The organism is Microbacterium bandirmense (genome assembly GCF_037204185.1).
Taxonomy (GTDB): Bacteria; Actinomycetota; Actinomycetes; order Actinomycetales; family Microbacteriaceae; genus Microbacterium; species Microbacterium bandirmense.
In genome coordinates this window covers 32,996-51,750 of the sequence record NZ_JBBDGM010000003.1, presented here as the reverse complement: position 1 = coordinate 51,750, position 18,755 = coordinate 32,996, and the positions used below count along the sequence as shown (strand labels likewise).

Below are 18,755 nucleotides of genomic sequence, written 5' to 3'. Positions count from 1 at the left end.
ATGGGCGCGGGCGCACGGGTGAGAGGATGTCAGGATGAAGATCCTCTCGATCCAGTCGGCCGTCGCATACGGGCACGTCGGCAACTCAGCCGCCGTCTTCCCCCTGCAGCGCATCGGGGTCGACGTCGTGCCGGTGTACACGGTGAACTTCTCGAACCACACCGGATACGGCGCCTGGCGCGGCCCGATGATCGATCCCTCCGACGTGCGCGAGGTCATCACCGGCATTCGCGAGCGTGGCATCATGCCTCAGATCGACGCCGTGCTCAGCGGCTACCAGGGCGGCGAAGGCATCGCCGACGTCATCATCGACGCCGTCGCCCAGCTCAAGGCCGAGAATCCGGATGCCGTGTACGCGTGCGACCCCGTGATGGGCAACGCGAAGTCGGGCTGCTTCGTCGCCCCGGCGATCCCTGATCTGCTGCGTGATCGCGTCGTGCCGGTCGCCGATATCATCACCCCGAACCAGTTCGAGCTCGGCTACCTGACCGGCACCGAGCCCGCCGATCTCGAGTCGACGCTCGCCTCGGTCGACGCGGCCATGGCCATGGGCCCGTCGACGGTGCTCGTCACCTCGGTCGAGCGACCCGACCGCGATGAGGGCACGATCGAGATGCTCGCCGTCGACGGCAAGGGCGCCTGGCTGGTCACCACCCCGCACCTCCCGATGAAGGCGAACGGGTCGGGCGATGTCACCGCGGCCCTGTTCACTGCGCACTACGTCGGCACCGGCGATGCCAAGCTCGCTCTCGAGCGCACGGTGTCGAGCGTGTTCGACCTGCTGCAGACCACTCTCGACGCCGATGACCGCGAGCTGCGACTGATCGAGGCGCAGGAGAGGTACGCGAACCCACGGATGCAGTTCGCCGCACGCCAGGTGCGCTGACGCAGGCCCTCGCGCGCGCGATCGCGGACGCGCCCGCTCGCACGCGTACCCTCTCGTAGACGCGAACGGTGCGCAAAGGGACACGCCGCGGCTTGCCGACCCCGATGATCCTCGTTAGCGTCGTGCACGCATGACTACGTTCAACGAAGCCACCCATGCCCACCAGACCGCCCTCGACCCCGCGAGGATCACGATCATCGCGCCCGCCGCATCGCACGGTGCCGGCATGTGGCGCGTGGCCGGCGCCGCCGGCGAGCTGGATCTGAACTCCTCGTACATGTACCTGGTGTTCGCGCGCGATTTCGCCGACACCTGCCGCGTCGCTCTCGAAGGCGACGACGTCGTCGCCTTCGTGCTCGGGTACCGGCGTCCCGAGCATCCCGACCGGCTCTTCGTCTGGCAGGTCGCCGTCGACGCGCAGCACCGCGGCGCGGGTCTCGCTGGACGACTGCTCGATGACCTGATCGACACAGCCGGCACCGGTGATGTGCCGCTCCGCTGCGTCGAGACGACCATCACCGACGACAACACCGCATCGCAGCGACTGTTCGCCGGCTTCGCCGCCCGGCGGGGAGCCGCGCTGGAGACCACCGCACTGTTCGACGCGCAGGACTTCCCCGATCAGCACGACGCGGAACGCCTGCATCGGATCGGCCCGTTCCCCCCGTCCCAACGGGACTGACGGACAGATCCAGTCTGGGAATCCTTCCCAGCCTCGGCACCCGCCGAGCTGCCGCGTACGCCGGAGCGTACGCACACACCAGGAGGCGCAATGTCCATCTCCACCACCGATGACCTCGGGATCTTCGAGTCGCTCGAATCCCAGGTCAGAAGCTACTCACGGTCCTGGCCCGTCGTGTTCGACCGCGCGGTCGGCAGCACCCTGTTCGACGAGGAGGGGCGGGACTACCTCGACTTCTTCTCCGGCGCCGGCGCCCTGAACTACGGCCACAACAACCCGGCGTTGAAGGAGGTGCTCATCCGCTACCTGGCGGACGACCGGATCATCCACTCGCTGGACATGTTCACCACCGCACGCCGGGACTTCCTGCAGACGTTCTCCGAGAGCATCCTCGCGCCCCGCGACCTCGACTACCGCGTGGTCTTCCCCGGGCCGGGCGGCGCGAACGCCGTCGAGGCGGCGCTGAAGCTCGCCCGCAAGGTGACCGGCCGCGAATCGGTCGTGAACTTCACCAACGCCTTCCACGGCATGACGCTCGGCGCCCTGTCGGTGACCGGCAACTCGCTCAAGCGCGGCGGCGCCGGGGTTCCCCTCGTGCATGCCACGCCCATGCCGTACGACGACTACTTCAACCAGGACTACCCCGACTTCTTCTACTTCGAGCGGCTGCTCACCGACAGCGGCAGCGGGCTCAACCTGCCCGCCGCGGTCATCGTCGAGACGGTGCAGGGCGAAGGCGGGATCAACGCCGCGCGCGCGGAGTGGCTGCGCGGTCTCGCCGACCTGTGCCGGCGCCACGAGATCCTGCTGATCGTCGACGACGTGCAGATGGGCTGCGGCCGCACGGGAGGCTTCTTCAGCTTCGAGGAGGCCGGCATCGTGCCCGACATGATCTGCCTGTCGAAGTCGATCAGCGGATCGGGCCTGCCGATGGCGCTGACGCTTGTGCGGCCGGAGCTGGACATCTGGGAGCCGGGTGAGCACAACGGCACCTTCCGAGGGATCGCGCCGGCCTTCGCCACCGCGACCGAGGCGATCCGCACCTACTGGCAGGACGATGCGCTCGAGAAGTCAACGATCCGCAAGGGCGCCCGCGTCGAGGGACGGTTCAACGCGATCGTCTCGCGGCACGGCGAGGCCGACCTCGTCTCGAAGGGGCGCGGTCTCGCGCGCGGCCTGCAGTTCGCCGATGGCGAGACGGCGGATGCTGTCTGCCGCGCCGCATTCGAACGCGGCCTGCTGATGGAGACCTCCGGGCCCGTCGGCGAGGTGATGAAGATCCTGCCGGCGCTCACGATCACCGACGCCGAGCTCGATCGCGGACTCGACATCATCGAGACCTCGGTCGCCGAAGTCCTCGCCGCCTGACCACCCCGCACACACTCATCCTCGAGAGGATCCCCATGCTCGTTCGCACGATCGACCAGATCACCGACACCGACGCCGACATCCAGTCCGAGAACTGGCGCAGCAAGCGCATCGTCCTCGCCCGGGAGGGTGCCGGATTCTCGGTGCACGAGACCACCCTGTACGCAGGCACGGAATCGGAGTTCTGCTACCAGAACCACATCGAGGCGGTGTTCATCGTGGAAGGCGAGGGTGAGATCGAGGACCTCGCGACCGGCGAGGTTCACCAGCTCGCCCCGGGTTCGCTGTATCTGCTGAACGACCACGATCGGCATCGGGTGCGTCCGCGCACGCAGATGCGCACGGTGTGCGTCTTCAACCCGCCGGTCACGGGCCGCGAGGTGCACGACGAGAACGGCGTGTATCCGCTCGTCACCGAGCCCGCCTGACCGCGGATCCATCCTCAGCCGCAGTCCAGCGGTGAAACGAAGAGAACGGGAGAAGGACGATGACGATGACCACTGACCAGGATCTGTATCCCACCCGGCTGTCCGAGCCGAAGGCGCCCCTCACCCGCGAGCACCCCACCGTGTGGGGCGACGCGGGATCGGGGCCGTTCAGCGCGGAAGAGTTGGCGGCACATGAGACACGCGGCTTCACGGTGATCGACGATTTCCTCGATGCACAGGAGATCGCGGCCTACTCCGCCGAGTTGCAGCGTCTGTCGGATGCCCCCGAGCTCGCCCGAGACGAACGCGTCATCCGGGAGCGGCAGACGGGCGCCGTCCGATCGGTGTTCGCCGTGCAGCAGCTCAGCGAGGCGATCGATCGGCTGACGCGCGATCCGCGCCTGCTTGACCGGGCGCGGCAGCTGCTCGGCAGTGACGTGTACCTGCATCAGACCCGGATCAACTTCATGCCGGGCTTCCGCGGTACCGGGTTCTACTGGCATTCGGATTTCGAGACCTGGCATGCGGAAGACGGCATGCCCATCCCGCGGGCGGTGAGCTGCTCGATCGCCCTGACCGACAACTACCCGTTCAACGGCGGGCTGATGGTCATGCCCGGGTCGCACAAGACGTTCGTCTCGAGTGTCGGAGCGACGCCGGCCGACAACCACGAGTCGTCGCTTCAGGCGCAGGAGGTCGGCGTGCCCAGCGAGAGCGACATCACCTCGCTGGCAGAACGGTACGGGATCGACCAGTTCACGGGTGCTGCCGGGTCGGCGCTGTGGTTCGACTCGAACATCATGCACGGTTCGGGCAACAACATCACGCCGTTCCCGCGGTCGAACATCTTCCTGGTGTTCAACAGCGTCGACAATGCCCTGGTGCAGCCTTACGCCGCGCCCGCGCCGCGACCGGAGCACATCGCCCACCGCGAGAACGTCACGCCGCTGCGCTGAGCGCCAGAGCGAGTGTGGGGCTGGTTGCTGCCGCACATCCCGCCCCACACTGCGTCAGGCCTGCGGCCAGGCGCCCGCGACGGCTTCCCGCACCTCGCCGAGCAGCTGCGGGAGTGCCTTCGTCTTCGCGATGATCGGGAAGAAATTGGCATCCGACGACCATCGCGGCACGATGTGCTGATGCAGGTGGGCATCCACCCCCGCGCCGGCGACGGCACCCTGGTTCATGCCCAGGTTGAAGCCGTCGCAGCGCGACACCCCGCGCAGTACGCGCATACCCGTCTGAGTCAGTGCGCCGATCTCGGCGACCTCCTCAGGGGTCGCCTGATCGTAGGTCGCGATGTGGCGGTACGGGCAGACGAGCAGGTGCCCCGAGTTGTACGGGAACAGGTTCAGCAGCACGTACGCCGTCTCGCCGCGCGCGACGATCAGCCGCTCGGCGTCGTCGTGCTTCGGCGCCTCGCAGAACGGGCACTCCTCGCGCAGCGGCTCCGGCCCCGCCTGGATGTACGCCATCCGGTGCGGGGTCCACAGCCGCTGGAACTCGTCCGGGACGCCGGCCAGGCGGCCGGCGTCCTCAGACTGGCTCGCTGAGCCTGTCGAGGGGTCTGTCATGCAAGATCCTCGGCGGTCATCACCCGTGCGTGGCTCGACACGGCGCTGCGGATGCGCTCGATCGCCTCCGCGATCGGCACACCGTTCTGCTGCGAGCCGTCGCGGAATCGGAACGACACGGTGCCCGCATCGCGGTCCTGGGCGCCGGCGATCAGGATCAGCGGCACCTTGGCGGTGGTATGGTTGCGGATCTTCTTCTGCATCCGGTCGTCGGAGTGGTCGACCTCGGCTCGGATGCCCGCGGCGCGCAGCCGGCCGATGACGTCGTCCAGGTACGGGGCGAAGTCGTCGGCGACCGGCACGCCCACGACTTGCGCCGGAGCCAGCCACAGCGGGAAGTCGCCGGCGTAGTGCTCGAGCAGGATCGCGAAGAAGCGCTCGACCGAGCCGAGCAGGGCACGGTGGATCATCACCGGGCGGTGCTTCTGCCCGTCGGGCCCGGTGTACTCGAGCTCGAATCGCTCGGGCTGGTTGAAGTCCAGCTGGATCGTCGACATCTGCCAGGTGCGGCCGATGGCATCGCGCGCCTGCACCGAGATCTTCGGGCCGTAGAACGCCGCTCCGCCCGGGTCGTCGACGAGTTCGAGGCCTGACTCGACGGCGACCTCGCGCAGCGTGTCGATCGCGGTGGTCCACTGCTCGGGCTCGCCGAGGAACTTCGGGTTGCCCTCCTCGTTGGTGGACAGTTCGAGGTAGAAGTCGTTGAGGCCGTAGTCACGCAGCAGTTCGAGCACGAGGTTGAGGTTGGTGGTGAGCTCTTCGCGCACCTGATCCTGGGTGACGTAGACGTGCGCGTCGTCCTGGGTCAGTCCGCGCACGCGGGTCAGGCCCGAGAGCGTTCCGCTCTTCTCGTATCGGTACACGGTGCCGAACTCCGCCAGACGCAGCGGCAGCTCGCGGTAGCTGCGACCGCGCGAGCGGAAGATGAGGTTGTGGAACGGGCAGTTCATCGGCTTCAGGTAGTAGTCCTGGCCCTGCCTGGTGATGTTGCCCTCGTCGTCGACCGTCTCGTCGAGGTGCATCGGGGGGAACATTCCGTCGGCGTAGGTCTGCAGGTGACCCGAGGTCTGGAAGAGGTCCTTCTTGGTGATGTGCGGCGAGTTGACGACGTCGTAGCCGTTGCGCAGCAGGTGCCGGCGCAGGTTCTCCTCGATCTCGTATCGGATGATGCCGCCCTTGGGGTGGAACACCGCCAGGCCCGAGCCGATCTCATCGGGGAACGAGAACAGGTCCATCTCGACGCCGAGCTTGCGGTGATCGCGACGCTCGGCCTCGGCGAGGCGCTCCTGGTACGCGCGCAGTTCGTCCTTGGTGGGCCACGCTGTGCCGTAGATGCGCTGCAGCTGCGGGTTCTTCTCACTGCCGCGCCAGTAGGCGGCGGCGACGCGGGTGAGGTCCCAGCCGTTGCCGATCATGCGGGTGCCCGGCACGTGGGGGCCGCGGCAGAGGTCCTTCCAGGCGACCTCGCCGTCCTTGGTGACGTTGTCGTAGATCGTCAGCTCACCGGCGCCGATCTCGGCGGACGCCCCTTCGGCGATCTCGGTCGCTGAGCCTGTCGAAGCGCCCGATCCCGGACCGCCGGCCAGCTCGATCAGTTCCAGCTTGAACGGCTCGTTCGCGAGCTCGGCACGCGCCTCATCCTCGCTGACGACGCGGCGCGTGAAGCGCTGGCCCTCGCGGATGATGCGCTGCATCTCCTTCGAGATCGCCTTGAGGTCTTCGGGGGTGAAGGGCTCGTCGACGCGGAAGTCGTAGTAGAAGCCGTCGGTGATGGGTGGGCCGATGCCGAGGTTCGCCTGCGGACGGATGCGCTGCACCGCCTGCGCGAGTACGTGGGCGGTGGAGTGGCGCAGGATGCTGAGTCCGACCGGGCTGTCGATGGTGACCGGCTCGACGACGTCCGCCTCGGTGACGGTGGCAGCGAGATCCTTCAGCTCGCCGTTGACGGTCATGGCGACGACGGACCGATCGGTGAACAGGGCGAACCCATCGCGTTCGTCGGCGGTGGGCTGGGCGTTGTCTGACACGGGTTTCTCCAGATAGAGGATGGAAGGGGTCGGCTCAGCTGCGGGCGCATCGCGCCCTGCCCGCTCAGGCCCTCGTAGTTCGCGAGACGACGCCGGTGACAGAGGTCACGAGAGGGGTCGACACGGATTCCACGTGCCGAGTCTACGCGTTCTGCATCGAACGGCCCGTCGTTAACGCAAAAACCCCGGCTGAGCCGGGGTTTTCTGTGGTGCGCGATACTGGGATCGAACCAGTGACCTCTTCCGTGTCAGGGAAGCGCGCTACCGCTGCGCCAATCGCGCCTGTGAAGGCTATTAAATTGTGCAGAGAGGTGGCGACGGGATTCGAACCCGTGTAAACGGCTTTGCAGGCCGGTGCCTAGCCTCTCGGCCACGCCACCGCGAGGTGGATTCGAACCCACATGCGGAAGCCCCCGAAGGGGCTCCTGCACTCGAGCGGATGACGAGACTCGAACTCGCGACCCTCACCTTGGCAAGGTGATGCGCTACCAACTGCGCTACATCCGCATTTCGTTCCCGGCGTCCCGGGCACTTGAAATACATTAGCCCAGGATCGGCCCATCACCAAACCGCATCGCGCAGTCGGGCGTGTCATCCTCGCCCCGGGTCATGCGCCACGCCCGGGCACCGCCACCGTGCGGGTGGAGCCCTCCGAATCGGGTATGCTTTCTACCTGTGCCACCGTGCACACCACAACCACACAGGGGCGATTGGCGCAGTTGGTAGCGCGCTTCCTTCACACGGAAGAGGTCGTCGGTTCGAGTCCGGCATCGCCCACCGCACGACCACCAGAACCCCGCAGGCCACGCCTGCGGGGTTCTTCCATGTTGCGGCACCGCGCCGGCGCTGTACTGTGGTGAAGTCCTCCCCCGGTCATCCAGGCGAAACGGGTACGATCGACCCGATATCTCGCCACCCACCGCGCGAGCGAACAGGAGTTCAGTGTGATCGACCACGAGAAAGTGAACGGTGATTGGGAGTTCGACCCGGCCCACACCCGCATCGGCTTCTCTGCGAAGCACGCCATGGTCACGACCGTGCGTGGCGCGTTCAACGACGTCACCGGACATCTGCACGTCGACACCGAGAAGCCCGAGAATTCGTGGGCGAAGGTGACGATGAATGTGACCAGCATCGACACCCGCAACGCCCAGCGTGATGAGCACCTGCGCAGCGCCGACTTCTTCGATGCAGAGAAGTGGCCCGAGATCACGTTCGTGAGCACGCACATCGAAGAGGTCGATGACCGTGCGTTCGGCGTCACCGGCGACCTCACCATCCGCGACGTGACGCGTCAGGTGATGATCCCGCTGGCGCTGGTCGGTATTGAGACCGGCGCGTACGGTGAACTGCGCGCCGGATTCGAGGGCAGCAGGCGCCTCAACCGTCGCGACTTCGGTCTCGAGTGGAACACGCCCCTCGATTCGGGTGGAGTGCTGGTCTCCGAGAAGATCACACTCGAGTTCGAGATCTCCGCGGTCAAGACCGAGACGACCGGCGAGAACCCCGAGGGCGATACCGGGCACACCGACGAGGACTCGTCGGAAGAGAGGGACTGACCCCTACTCGCGAGCCCAGCCGTACCGCGAGATCAGCGCCTGAGCGATGCGACCGTAGCGACCGGCGTCGAGCACGGCGGCCTCTCGGCGCATGCCCTCGTGGTGCACGCTGTACAGCTGTTCGATGTCGACCCACGACTCCCGCCCGCGCGAGTCCCAGCCGCCCAACCCGATTGACAGGTAGTCGCGATCACCGTCGTGCGGCTTGCTGGTCATCCGCACCGCGAACACGCGGTCTGCGGTGTGGCGACCGATCACCAGCACGGGCCGGTCCTTGCCACGTCCGTCGTTCTCCTCGTAGGGGACCCAGGTCCAGATGACCTCCCCAGAGTCGGGAACGTCATTGCGCGACGGCGAGTACCCGACCGCGACATCCCGGATGCGCTCCGGATCGACCTGTACCGTCTCAGCCCCGGGCATCCGACCCGCCTCAAAGTCGCCGGGATCGGCATGACGGCGGCCCTGCCGCGCCCCGCGGACATCCGCACTCCCCCGCCCGTCCGGACGCAGCTTCGCGTCCGGTCGCCGCGGTGGCTCACCGGACGGAGCCTGCGTGCTCAGCATCCGCTTGAGGACGCCACCGAGGGCGGAAAGGATCTTGTTCGTCGAACTCACCTGCCCACCCTATCCAGCGGCGAACCGTCGCTGGAGCCGTCAGGTCTCGGTCCGCGCTACCACAATCGTGAGCGATAAGCGCCCCCGTTTTCAGGCGCTGTCGGCGCGCGCAAGCTGAGGACATGCTCCACAGGATCGCTGACGACGCTCCCCTGCTCTTCGTGCACGGATACGACCTCGGTTCGCGCATCTGGTCGCGCGTGCGCGCCGGAGCGCGCGCCGCGCCCATGCGATTGCTCGGGCACCGCGCCATGTTCGTGCGCGGGGCCGAGGGGGTGCGGGTCTTCTACGACGAGGAGCGCGTCGCGCGCCACGGCGTCATGCCGCGGTTCGTGCAGGAGACCCTGTTCGGACACGGCTCGGTGCACAGTCTGGACGGCGACGAGCACCGCCACCGCAAGTCGACCTTCCTCCGCGTCGCCTACGACGATGCGCAGGCACTCCGTCTCCATCCGCTGCTCGAAGAGGAATGGCGCCGCACACTCGACGAGTGGGTCGAAGGCGGTGACCGCAGCGCCTATGAGGCAGCGGTCGGTGCGTTCGGGCGGGCGGGGATGCGATGGGCGGGCCTTCCCGGCACGACGGAGGCGCGCGAGCGCTTCGCCGCCCGTCTCGCGCAGATCGTCGACGGCTTCGGCCGCCCCTTCACGCCCGGCTTCGCCGCCGCCCTGTTCAACCGCATCTGGTCCGATCGCCGGGCTTCCCGCCTGATCCACGCCGTGCGGACCGGAGCGCTGAGACCTCCACCGGGTACGGCACTGTGCGAGTGGGCTTGGCACCGTGCTCCCGACGGGAAGCTGTTGAGCAGCCGCCTCGCCGGTGTGGAGCTGCAGAACAGCATCCGCCCGCTCGTCGCCGTGGCACGGTTCGTCGCCTTCGCCGCATGGCGACTGCACGATGAGCCCGAATGGCGCACGCGGATACACGCGGAGGCGAGCGAGCGCGGGCAGCTCGTTGGCGGCGCGTCGGCCGTCGCCTTCGCACAGGAGATCCGGCGCACCGCAGCGTTCGTGCCGATGCTTCCCGGCCGTGCCATCACGGACATCGACCTCGACGGGCAGCACGCCCCGAAGGGCGGTCGGGTCGTCATCGACATCCTCGGCACCGACCTCGACGAAGTCTCTTGGGATGCCCCGACGCAGTTCCGTCCCGAGCGCTTCCTGGCGCACCCGGACTACGAGGCCATCGACGCGTTCATCCCGCACGGCGGTGCCGATGTCGCCACCGGACACCGATGCCCTGGTGAGAAGCTCGCCATCGCCGGACTGTCCGCCGCGATCGCGGCGATGAGCGACCCTCGCGTGGCGATCACCGGCAGAGGCCTCGATGTGGACCGCCGACGGCTGCCGACCATGCCCTCATCCGGGGGCTGCGTGCACGCGGCTGGTGCACGAGAAGCACAGAGCAGGAAAGAGAGGACCAGATCATGAAGGCGCTGACGTGGCAGGGAAAGCGGGACGTGCGAGTGGACGACGTACCAGACCCGACGATCGTCGAACCCAGCGACGCGATCATCCGGGTCACCTCCACGGCGATCTGCGGGTCCGACCTGCATCTGTACGAGCTGCTCGGCCCGTTCATCGACCCGGGCGACATCCTCGGTCACGAGACCATGGGCGAGGTCGTCGAAGTCGGATCAGAGGTGAGGATGCTGAGCCCGGGCGACCGTGTGGTGATCCCCTTCAACATCGCGTGCGGCACCTGCTGGTTCTGCCAGCGCGGGCTGCAGTCGCAGTGCGAGACCACCCAGGTGCGCGAGTACCGCAGCGGGGCGGCGCTGTTCGGGTACACGAAGCTCTACGGCCAGGTGCCCGGCGGCCAGGCCGAGTACCTGCGCGTGCCGCTCGCCGACTACAACCACATCAAGGTCGGCTCCGAACTGCCCGATGAGCGCTATCTCTTCCTCAGCGACATCCTGCCGACCGCCTGGCAGGGCGTCGAGTACGCGCACGTCCCGCCGGACGGCACAGTCGTCGTGCTGGGCCTCGGACCGGTGGGCCAGTTCGCCGCGCGCATCGCACGCTCGCGCGGTCACCAGGTCCTGGGCATCGACCCGGTACCGGAGCGGCGGGCGATGGCCGAACGCCACGGCATCGACGTGTTCGACCTCGAGGACGACGTGGTCACGTATCTGCTCGACATCACCCAGGACCGCGGTCCTGATTCGGTCGTGGATGCCGTCGGCCTCGAGGCTCATGGCAGCCCTGCCGTCGCCACGCTGCAGAAGGCCGCTGGGCTTCTGCCCGGGCCGCTGGCGAGACCGCTGCTCGAGAACGCCGGCGTCGATCGACTGGCGGCGCTGCACACCGCCATCGATCTCGTGCGGCGCGGCGGAACCGTCTCGCTCAGCGGCGTCTACGCCGGCGACGCCGACATCCTTCCGATGAAGACGATGTTCGACAAGCAGATCTCGCTGCGGATGGGTCAGTGCAACGTGAAGCGGTGGATCCCCGAGCTGATGGCGCTGGTCGAGGATCCGGCCGACCCACTGGGCGTCACCGATCTGACGACGCACCGTGAGCCCCTGGAGCGCGCTCCCGAGATGTACGAGACGTTCCAGAAGAAGGACGACGGCTGCATCAAGGTCGTGCTCCAGCCCTCGCAAGGCTGAACCCGATCCGCGCAGAGGACTCCGACAGCGGGAGGCCCGGCGGATCACCGCCGGGCCTCCCGCTGTCGGAGGAATCACTCCACGAGTGCGTAGCCCGCCTCACCGTGCACGACCTGGTCGACACCGGCCACCTCGTCCTCGCTGGTGACCCGGAATCCGATCGACTTCTCGATCACCAGGCCGATGATGAGAGCCACGACGAACGAGTAGATCAGCACGCCTCCGGCTGCGATCACCTGCACGGCGAGCAACCGCCAGTCACCGCCGGTGAACAGCCCCTGACCGGTGGCGAAGAAGCCCAGATAGATGGTGCCGATCATTCCGCCGACGAGGTGCAGACCGACGACGTCCAGCGAGTCGTCGAAGCCCCAGCGGAACTTCAGGTCCACGGCCAGCGCGCACAGCACGCCCGAGAGCGCGCCCAGCAGCAGCGCCCAGCCCGGCGCCAGGTTCGCGCACGCCGGCGTGATCGCGACCAGTCCCGCGACCAGACCCGAGACGGCGCCGATCGAGGTCGGCTTGCCGTCTTTGATGCGCTCCACCAGGATCCAGCCGAGGATGCCCGCTGCCGCAGCGCCCAGCGTGTTGATGCCGATCAGTCCGACCTTCCCCATGTCCTCCGAGAGCCATTCCGCACCGGCGTTGAAGCCGAACCAGCCGAACCACAGCAGCGCAGCGCCCAGAAGCGTCAGCGGCACGTTGTGCGGGCGCTGAATGCCCTTCTGGAAGCCGATGCGCTTGCCGAGCACCAGAGCGAGCGCCAGGGCCGCCGCACCGGCGTTGATGTGCACCGCGGTGCCTCCGGCGTAGTCGATCACGGCGATGCCGCTCTCGGCGCCGAACAGTGCGGTGCCGAGGTTCATGATCCAGCCGCCGCCCCATACCCAGGCGGCGATCGGGAAGTACCCGATCGTCGCGAACACGCCGACGAAGATCAGCCACGGCCCGAACTTGGCGCGATCGGCGATGGCGCCCGAGATCAGCGCGACCGTGATGATCGCGAAGGTCGCGCCATACGCCACGCTCAGCAGAGCCACGTTGGCGCCGTCACCCGCCGACGTCTCGACGAGACCGAAGTCGGAGAACGGGTTCCCCGCGAAGTGGGAGGGATCCGAGACGGCGCTCATCGAGAACCCGTACAGCACCCACAGCACCGCGATCAGGCCGATCGCGCCGAAGCTCATCATCATCATGCTGATGACGCTCTTCGCCTTCACCAGCCCGCCGTAGAAGAACGCCACTCCCGGCGTCATCAGCAGCACCAGCGCAGTGGCGGTGATCACCCAGGAGATGTTGCCCGCAGCATCCATCTCAACCTCCTTCATCATCTGAACGAGGATCAGTCTGCGACCGCCGTGTTTCCGGCGCCGACGCGCCGTGTTTCTCGCGTGTTACAGGGGTGCGCCTGGTGTGAACGTCGCGTTACGCGGCGTCCAGGGAGTGGGTGAGTGCGTTCAGACGCGAGATCGCCCGGAGGTACTTCTTGCGGTAGCCGCCCCCGAGCATCTCGTCGGCGAACACGCCGTCCAGGGAAACCCCCGTCGCCGCGACCGGGAGCTGCGCATCGTAGACGCGGTCGACGAACGCGACGAAGCGGAGGGCCTCGGACTGATCGGTGAGCACGCGCACATCGCGCAGACCGATGAGCTCGAGACCGTCGATCAGACGGATGTAGCGAGAAGGATGCACCTGTGCGAGGTGCCGGATCACCTCGGAGAAATCATCGTCGGATGCTGAACCCGACTCGGCCGCCCGCTCGATCGCGTGCGCGTACTCCGCGTGGTCGAGCACGACGGCGGTGCCGTCGATGGCACGCTGACGGTAGTCGACGCCGTCGATGCGCAGGGTCTGGAACGCCTCCGACATCGCGTGGATCTCGCGCAGGAAGTCCTGCGCCGCGAAACGGCCCTCACCGAGTGCGTTCGGCGGCGTGTTCGAGGTGGCGGCCAGCTTGGTGCCGGAGGCCACCAGCTCGCCCAGCAGCCGCGTCATCACCATCGTGTCGCCCGGGTCGTCGAGCTCGAACTCGTCGATGCACAGCAGGTCGGCGCCGCGCAGCAGATCGACCGTGTTCTTGTAGCCGAGAGCGCCCACCAGCGCCGTGTACTCGATGAACGATCCGAAGTACTTCCTCCGCGCCGGGAGCGCGTGGTACACGGCCGCCAGCAGGTGCGTCTTGCCGACGCCGAATCCACCGTCCAGGTACACGCCGGGCTTCATCGGCGTCTCCTTCGGCGCCCGGCGGAACAGGCCCGCTTTCTTGACCGGCTCCCCGCGCCCGGCGAACCGGATCAGCGTCTGCTTGGCCTCTTCCTGCGACGGGTAGGCGTCGTCGGCGCGGTAGCTCTCGAAGGTCGCGCCGTCGAACTGCGGCGGTGGCACGAGACTCGCCAGCATCTCGGTTCCGGTAACGACGGGCGTGCGCTCGGTGAGATGCACGACACCCGTGCCGATCTGCTGGGTCATCACGTTCCTGAGGTCATAGTCTTACGATCCGAGTGCGGGCATGCCGGAAGGGATCTAGGGTCAAAGGGGACGGCTCAACTTTACGCCGTCCATACCCCTACCCCGCGTCCTGCATCCAGAGGAGCAACAGTGACCGTCGCACACGACACCTCGTCCGCCAAGTTCGCCGAGTACGCCGCACCCGGCCGTCTCGTCAGCACCGAGTGGCTCGCCGCCAACCTCGGCACTCCGGGACTCGTCGTCGTGGAATCCGATGAAGACGTGCTGCTCTACGAGACGGGGCACATCCCGGGTGCCGTGAAAGTCGACTGGCACACCGAGCTCAACGATCCGGTCGTGCGCGACTACGTCGACGGTGCGGGGTTCGCCGAGCTGCTCAGCCGCAAGGGGATCGCGCGCACCGACACCATCGTCATCTACGGCGACAAGAACAACTGGTGGGCGGCGTACGCCCTGTGGGTGTTCTCGCTGTTCGGCCATGACGACGTGCGGCTGCTCGACGGTGGCCGCGACAAGTGGATCGCCGAGGGCCGCGAGCTGACCACCGACAAGACCGAGCGGCCCGCCACCGACTATCCCATCGTCGAGCGCGACGACTCGGTGCTGCGCGCGTACAAGGACGACGTGCTGGCCTTCCTCGGCAGCGGTCCGCTGATCGACGTGCGCTCCCCGGAGGAGTACACGGGCGAGCGCACGCACATGCCGGCCTATCCCGAGGAGGGCGCGCTGCGCGGCGGACACATCCCCACCGCTCAGAGCGTGCCGTGGGCACGCGCAGTCGCCGAGGACGGTGGCTTCAAGCCCCGCGCCGAGCTCGAGGAGATTTACCTCGAAGGCGCCGGACTCCGGCCCGGTGACGACGTGATCGCCTACTGCCGCATCGGTGAGCGCTCCAGCCACAGCTGGTTCGTGCTGCAGCACCTGCTCGGCTTCGATAACGTGCGCAACTACGACGGGTCGTGGACCGAGTGGGGCAGCGCCGTGCGGGTGCCGATCGCCACCGGCACCGAGCCCGGCTCCGTCTGACCGTGGGAGAATGGCGGGGATGACTGAGACGCACGTCCCCGCCGCATTGGCCGAGTTCCGCGAGGCGTTCCTCGAGCTGCCCGAGAGCGATCGCCTCGAGCTGCTGCTCGAGTTCGCGAACGAGCTGCCCGCCGTTCCCGATCATCTCGCCGACCATCCAGAGATGTACGAACGGGTCGCCGAGTGCCAGTCCCCCGTGTTCATCAACATCGAGGTCGACGGCGGCGTGGTCGCCATGCACGCGACCGCGCCGCCGGAGGCGCCGACGACGCGCGGCTTCGCCAGCATCCTCGCGCAGGGCATCACCGGTCTCACCCCCGACGAGGTGCTCGCGATCCCCAGCGACTACCCGCAGACCATCGGGCTGACGAAGGTCGTCTCACCGTTGCGGATCGGCGGGATGACGGGGATGCTGATGCGCGCGAAGAACCAGGTCCAGCAGAAGCGCTGAGGCGTTCAGCGGCGCTGCGGCGTTCAGAACACTGCGTCAGGCGGTGTCCCTCGCCAGGCCATTGGCCCGCATCCACTCGGTGATGGCCGACGTCCAGGCGTCCTGGTCGTAGTTCCAGAGCTTCGTGTGGCGCGCGACGCCGAACGTGGGCATCGTCACCAGGTCCGGACGCGCCTCGGCGAGGGCGTGCGAGGCGTCCGCCGGCACGAAGCCGTCGTCGTCGCTGTGCAGGATGAGCATCGGCGCCTGCAGTTCGGATGCCCGTGCGACCATGTCGAGCCGGTCGAACGGGATGGCGTTCTCGGCGCCGCTCAACCGTGCCGTGATCGAGTTCTCGAGCGCCCCCATCGCCAGGGCCGGCAACGGCTCGCGCAGTCCGGCCTCACGAGCCTGGAACCGCAGCACGGTGCGCCAGTCGACGACGGGCGAGTCGAGCACCACACCGGCGATCGACGAGCGATGCCCTGACGAGACCGCCGTCTGCAGGGCGATGGCGCCGCCCATCGACCAGCCCATCAGCACGATGCGCTGCGCGCCATGCCGCAGGGCGTATCCGACGGCGGCATCCACGTCACGCCATTCGGATGCGCCGAGCGCGTACGCGCCGCCGCGCGAACGCGGCGCCTCGCCGTCGTTGCGGTACGAGACGACGAGCGTCGACAGGCCCATACCGTGGAACACGGGAACGGCACGCAGGCACTCGGAGCGGGTCGTGCCGCGGCCGTGCACCTGGATGACCCAGGTCGGCGCGGTCTCCGAGGCGGATGCCGGGAAGAACCAGGCGGGACACGGACCGGCCGGTGAGCCGATCAGCACGCTCTCCCACGGCAGATGCAGCTCACTGGGCGTGACGTAGTACCAGCCGCTGAACGCCGCGTCGCGGTCGATGCGCGCGCCGGGTTCGATCTGGGTGAGCAGCTTGCGGCGCACACTGGTCGCGTCGACGCTGAGAACGGCTCCGAGCTTGACGTAGCCGTACGTTCCCGTGGTGAACAGACCGTAGCGACCCGGCAGCTCGGTGTCGGGCGTGCGAGCGAGCTCGATGGTCTGCGCTCCGGTGTCGACGGCCCTGATCTGCACGTCGTTGCGGCGGGGGCTCGGCATCACCACCCGGCGGGCCGTGCTGAACACCGCGAAGGCGACTGCCGCACCCGCGGCGATGGCGGCAGGGACGGCGATGGCTACGGCGTGCCTGAGACTCTTCATCGCCTCCTGACTCTAGCCTGTCCACGTGACCGCACACCCGGATGCCGCTGTCCTCTTCGACGCCGCGGCCGCAGAGCTGCGCGAGACGTCGTTCCGTGCCGACATCGTCGTGCGCGAGATCCCCTCGCCGAGCGGTCTCGCGCCGTTCTCGCTCGCGCTGGCCGCCGACGTGCGACCCGACGACCACGGCGACTCGGCGTACGGCACCGGTCGTTTCGTGCTGCTGCACGATCCGGATGAGCCCGCGGCCTGGGACGGCGCGTGGCGCATCGTGGCCTTCGCCCAGGCGCCGCTCGAGCCGGAGATCGGCACGGATCCGCTGCTCGCGGATGTGGCCTGGTCATGGCTGGTGGACGCACTCGACTCGCGGGATGCGGCCTACCGGGCCGCGTCTGGCACTTCCACGAAGATGCTGTCGAAGGGCTTCGGCGGGCTCGCCGAGGAGGGCGATGGCGCGCAGATCGAGCTGCGCGCCTCGTGGACCCCGGATGCCCCGCTGCGCCCTCATGTGGAAGCATGGGCAGAGTTGGTGGGGATGCTGGCCGGGCTCCCACCCGGATCTGAGGATGTCGCCGTGTTCGGCGCGAGAAAGGGCGGACGTGGCTGAATACTCCGTGATCAGCGACCGCACGGAGTTCGAGGACGCCGCACGAGCCCTGGCCCAAGGTACCGGCCCGGTGGCCGTCGACGTGGAGCGGGCATCCGGCTTCCGCTACTCCCAGCGCGCCTACCTGGTGCAGGTGTTCCGGCGTGACGCGGGCGTCTTCCTGTTCGATCCGCCGGCGATCGGCGACTTCACCGCCCTTCAGGAAGCCATCGGCGGCACCGAGTGGGTCTTCCACGCCGCCAGCCAGGACCTGCCCTCACTGCGAGAGCTCGACCTCGATCCCCCGAGCATCTTCGACACCGAGCTCGCCTCGCGTCTGCTGGGCAGCGACGGGTTCGGTCTCGCCGCCGTCGTGGAGCACACGCTGGGCATCCACCTCGCGAAGGCGCATTCCGCCGCCGACTGGTCGGTCAGGCCGCTGCCCGAACCGTGGCTGGAGTACGCCGCGCTCGACGTGCTGCATCTCGTCGACGTGCGCGACGCCCTCTCGTCCGAGCTCTCCGAGACGCAGAAGAGCGAGTTCGCGCTGCAGGAGTTCGATGCCACGCTGCACCGTGCGCCGAAGCCGCCCCGCGAAGAGCCGTGGCGTCGCCTCAGCGGCCTGCACAAGGTGCGCGGCGCACGACAGCTCGCGGTGGCCCGCGAACTGTGGACGACGCGCGAGGAGTATGCGCAGCAGATCGACGTCGCTCCCGGACGCCTCGTTCCCGATCGGTCCCTGCTGGCCGCGATTCTCGCCGCGCCCCCGTCGAAGCAGGCCCTCGCCGGGCTGAAGGAGTTCAACGGCCGCGCCAGTCGCACGCAGCTGGATCGCTGGTGGGAGGCCATCGAACGCGGTCGGGCGGCGGAGCAGTTGCCGCGTGAGCGGGTTCCCAGCGATGCGCTCCCACCGCCTCGTGCGTGGGCCGACCGCAATCCGGAGGCGGATCTGCGGCTGAAGGCCGCGCGTCCGGTCGTCGAGGCGATTGCCGAAGAGCTGCACATGCCCACCGAGAACCTGCTGACCCCCGATCATCTGCGCCGCGTCGCGTGGCATCCGCCCGCACTCACCGCCGAGGCCATCGGCGCCGCGCTCTCCGAGCTCGGCGCACGCCCCTGGCAGATTGCGCATACTGCACAGAAGATCGCTGATGCGTTTGTAGATGCCCCTCAAACCGCGTCGGATGCCACCGAGACCGCTTCGTAGATTCGACCCAACCGATTCCACCGCACTCGAGCGCCCTCCTAGTCTGGGATCATCCCCAACCTTTGG

18 protein-coding genes and 4 tRNA genes are annotated in these 18,755 nt (G+C 68.0%); 13 read left to right on the top strand and 9 right to left on the bottom strand.

Going from position 1 to position 18,755, the window contains the following annotated elements:
* Nucleotides 1–34 precede the first annotated feature (34 nt).
* The 5 genes from pdxY (at nucleotide 35) to thpD (ending at nucleotide 4,320) form a co-directional block, all read left to right on the top strand.
* A complete protein-coding gene (gene pdxY / locus WDU99_RS04020) occupies nucleotides 35–886 on the top strand; it encodes a pyridoxal kinase PdxY (RefSeq protein WP_337331157.1) in 852 nt (283 codons plus the stop codon).
* 130 nt (nucleotides 887–1,016) lie between these two features.
* Nucleotides 1,017–1,568: a diaminobutyrate acetyltransferase gene (gene ectA, locus WDU99_RS04015; protein WP_337331156.1), complete on the top strand. Its 552-nt coding sequence runs from the start codon at nucleotides 1,017–1,019 to the stop codon at nucleotides 1,566–1,568.
* 90 nt (nucleotides 1,569–1,658) lie between these two features.
* Complete coding sequence (gene ectB / locus WDU99_RS04010; protein ID WP_337331155.1) at nucleotides 1,659–2,936, top strand: diaminobutyrate--2-oxoglutarate transaminase; 1,278 nt, start codon at nucleotides 1,659–1,661, stop codon at nucleotides 2,934–2,936.
* A 35-nt stretch (nucleotides 2,937–2,971) separates the two neighbouring features.
* Entirely contained in the window at nucleotides 2,972–3,364 is a 393-nt protein-coding gene (locus WDU99_RS04005; RefSeq protein ID WP_337331154.1) for an ectoine synthase, read from the top strand.
* Between the two features lie 65 nt (nucleotides 3,365–3,429).
* Nucleotides 3,430–4,320 (top strand): ectoine hydroxylase, encoded by an 891-nt coding sequence (gene thpD, locus WDU99_RS04000; RefSeq protein ID WP_337331153.1) that lies wholly within the window; start codon nucleotides 3,430–3,432, stop codon nucleotides 4,318–4,320.
* 54 nt (nucleotides 4,321–4,374) lie between these two features.
* Here thpD and WDU99_RS03995 read toward each other — a convergent pair whose 3' ends face one another.
* From WDU99_RS03995 to WDU99_RS03975, 5 genes are all read right to left on the bottom strand, one after another.
* Nucleotides 4,375–4,935, bottom strand: coding sequence for an HIT family protein (locus WDU99_RS03995; RefSeq protein WP_337331152.1), 561 nt, complete (start codon nucleotides 4,933–4,935; stop codon nucleotides 4,375–4,377).
* The gene (gene thrS, locus WDU99_RS03990) at nucleotides 4,932–6,887 is read right to left on the bottom strand and encodes a threonine--tRNA ligase (protein WP_337331422.1); all 1,956 of its coding nucleotides are present in this window, start codon (nucleotides 6,885–6,887) and stop codon (nucleotides 4,932–4,934) included. The genes WDU99_RS03995 and thrS overlap by 4 nt, the downstream gene beginning before the upstream one ends.
* Nucleotides 6,888–7,169: 282 nt before the next feature.
* Nucleotides 7,170–7,244, bottom strand: a tRNA-Val gene (locus WDU99_RS03985).
* Nucleotides 7,245–7,271: 27 nt separating this feature from the next.
* A tRNA-Cys gene (locus tag WDU99_RS03980) sits at nucleotides 7,272–7,342 on the bottom strand.
* A 54-nt stretch (nucleotides 7,343–7,396) separates the two neighbouring features.
* Nucleotides 7,397–7,469 (bottom strand) — tRNA-Gly (locus WDU99_RS03975).
* 197 nt (nucleotides 7,470–7,666) lie between these two features.
* Between WDU99_RS03975 and WDU99_RS03970 the strand changes: the two genes are divergently transcribed.
* Nucleotides 7,667–7,739: transfer RNA gene (locus WDU99_RS03970), tRNA-Val, on the top strand.
* A gap of 167 nt (nucleotides 7,740–7,906) precedes the next feature.
* Entirely contained in the window at nucleotides 7,907–8,521 is a 615-nt protein-coding gene (locus WDU99_RS03965; protein WP_337331151.1) for a YceI family protein, read from the top strand.
* 3 nt (nucleotides 8,522–8,524) lie between these two features.
* Here WDU99_RS03965 and WDU99_RS03960 read toward each other — a convergent pair whose 3' ends face one another.
* On the bottom strand, nucleotides 8,525–9,136 hold the full coding sequence (locus WDU99_RS03960) for a type II toxin-antitoxin system PemK/MazF family toxin (protein ID WP_337331150.1): 612 nt from the start codon (nucleotides 9,134–9,136) through the stop codon (nucleotides 8,525–8,527).
* 122 nt (nucleotides 9,137–9,258) lie between these two features.
* Between WDU99_RS03960 and WDU99_RS03955 the strand changes: the two genes are divergently transcribed.
* Both WDU99_RS03955 and WDU99_RS03950 read left to right on the top strand, forming a co-directional pair.
* Nucleotides 9,259–10,566, top strand: a complete 1,308-nt coding sequence (locus tag WDU99_RS03955) for a cytochrome P450 (protein WP_337331149.1) — start codon at nucleotides 9,259–9,261, stop codon at nucleotides 10,564–10,566.
* The gene (locus tag WDU99_RS03950; RefSeq protein ID WP_337331148.1) at nucleotides 10,563–11,747 is read left to right on the top strand and encodes a zinc-dependent alcohol dehydrogenase; all 1,185 of its coding nucleotides are present in this window, start codon (nucleotides 10,563–10,565) and stop codon (nucleotides 11,745–11,747) included. The genes WDU99_RS03955 and WDU99_RS03950 overlap by 4 nt, the downstream gene beginning before the upstream one ends.
* 74 nt (nucleotides 11,748–11,821) lie before the next feature.
* Here WDU99_RS03950 and WDU99_RS03945 read toward each other — a convergent pair whose 3' ends face one another.
* Nucleotides 11,822–13,057 carry an ammonium transporter gene (locus WDU99_RS03945; protein ID WP_337331421.1) on the bottom strand — a complete coding sequence of 412 codons (1,236 nt, stop codon included), beginning with the start codon at nucleotides 13,055–13,057 and terminating at the stop codon, nucleotides 11,822–11,824.
* Nucleotides 13,058–13,169: 112 nt separating this feature from the next.
* The gene (gene zapE / locus WDU99_RS03940; protein WP_337331147.1) at nucleotides 13,170–14,213 is read right to left on the bottom strand and encodes a cell division protein ZapE; all 1,044 of its coding nucleotides are present in this window, start codon (nucleotides 14,211–14,213) and stop codon (nucleotides 13,170–13,172) included.
* 129 nt (nucleotides 14,214–14,342) lie between these two features.
* Between zapE and WDU99_RS03935 the strand changes: the two genes are divergently transcribed.
* Nucleotides 14,343–15,239 carry a sulfurtransferase gene (locus tag WDU99_RS03935; RefSeq protein WP_337331146.1) on the top strand — a complete coding sequence of 299 codons (897 nt, stop codon included), beginning with the start codon at nucleotides 14,343–14,345 and terminating at the stop codon, nucleotides 15,237–15,239.
* Nucleotides 15,240–15,258: 19 nt separating this feature from the next.
* A complete protein-coding gene (locus tag WDU99_RS03930; RefSeq protein WP_337331145.1) occupies nucleotides 15,259–15,690 on the top strand; it encodes a SufE family protein in 432 nt (143 codons plus the stop codon).
* 36 nt (nucleotides 15,691–15,726) lie between these two features.
* Here WDU99_RS03930 and WDU99_RS03925 read toward each other — a convergent pair whose 3' ends face one another.
* On the bottom strand, nucleotides 15,727–16,896 hold the full coding sequence (locus WDU99_RS03925) for an alpha/beta hydrolase (RefSeq protein ID WP_337331144.1): 1,170 nt from the start codon (nucleotides 16,894–16,896) through the stop codon (nucleotides 15,727–15,729).
* 25 nt (nucleotides 16,897–16,921) lie between these two features.
* On the opposite strand from WDU99_RS03925, the gene WDU99_RS03920 reads away from it, so the two are divergent.
* Nucleotides 16,922–17,503, top strand: a complete 582-nt coding sequence (locus WDU99_RS03920) for a DUF3000 domain-containing protein (RefSeq protein ID WP_337331143.1) — start codon at nucleotides 16,922–16,924, stop codon at nucleotides 17,501–17,503.
* Entirely contained in the window at nucleotides 17,496–18,689 is a 1,194-nt protein-coding gene (locus WDU99_RS03915) for a ribonuclease D (protein ID WP_337331142.1), read from the top strand. Before WDU99_RS03920 ends, WDU99_RS03915 begins: the two co-directional genes overlap by 8 nt.
* Nucleotides 18,690–18,755: the final 66 nt, after the last annotated feature.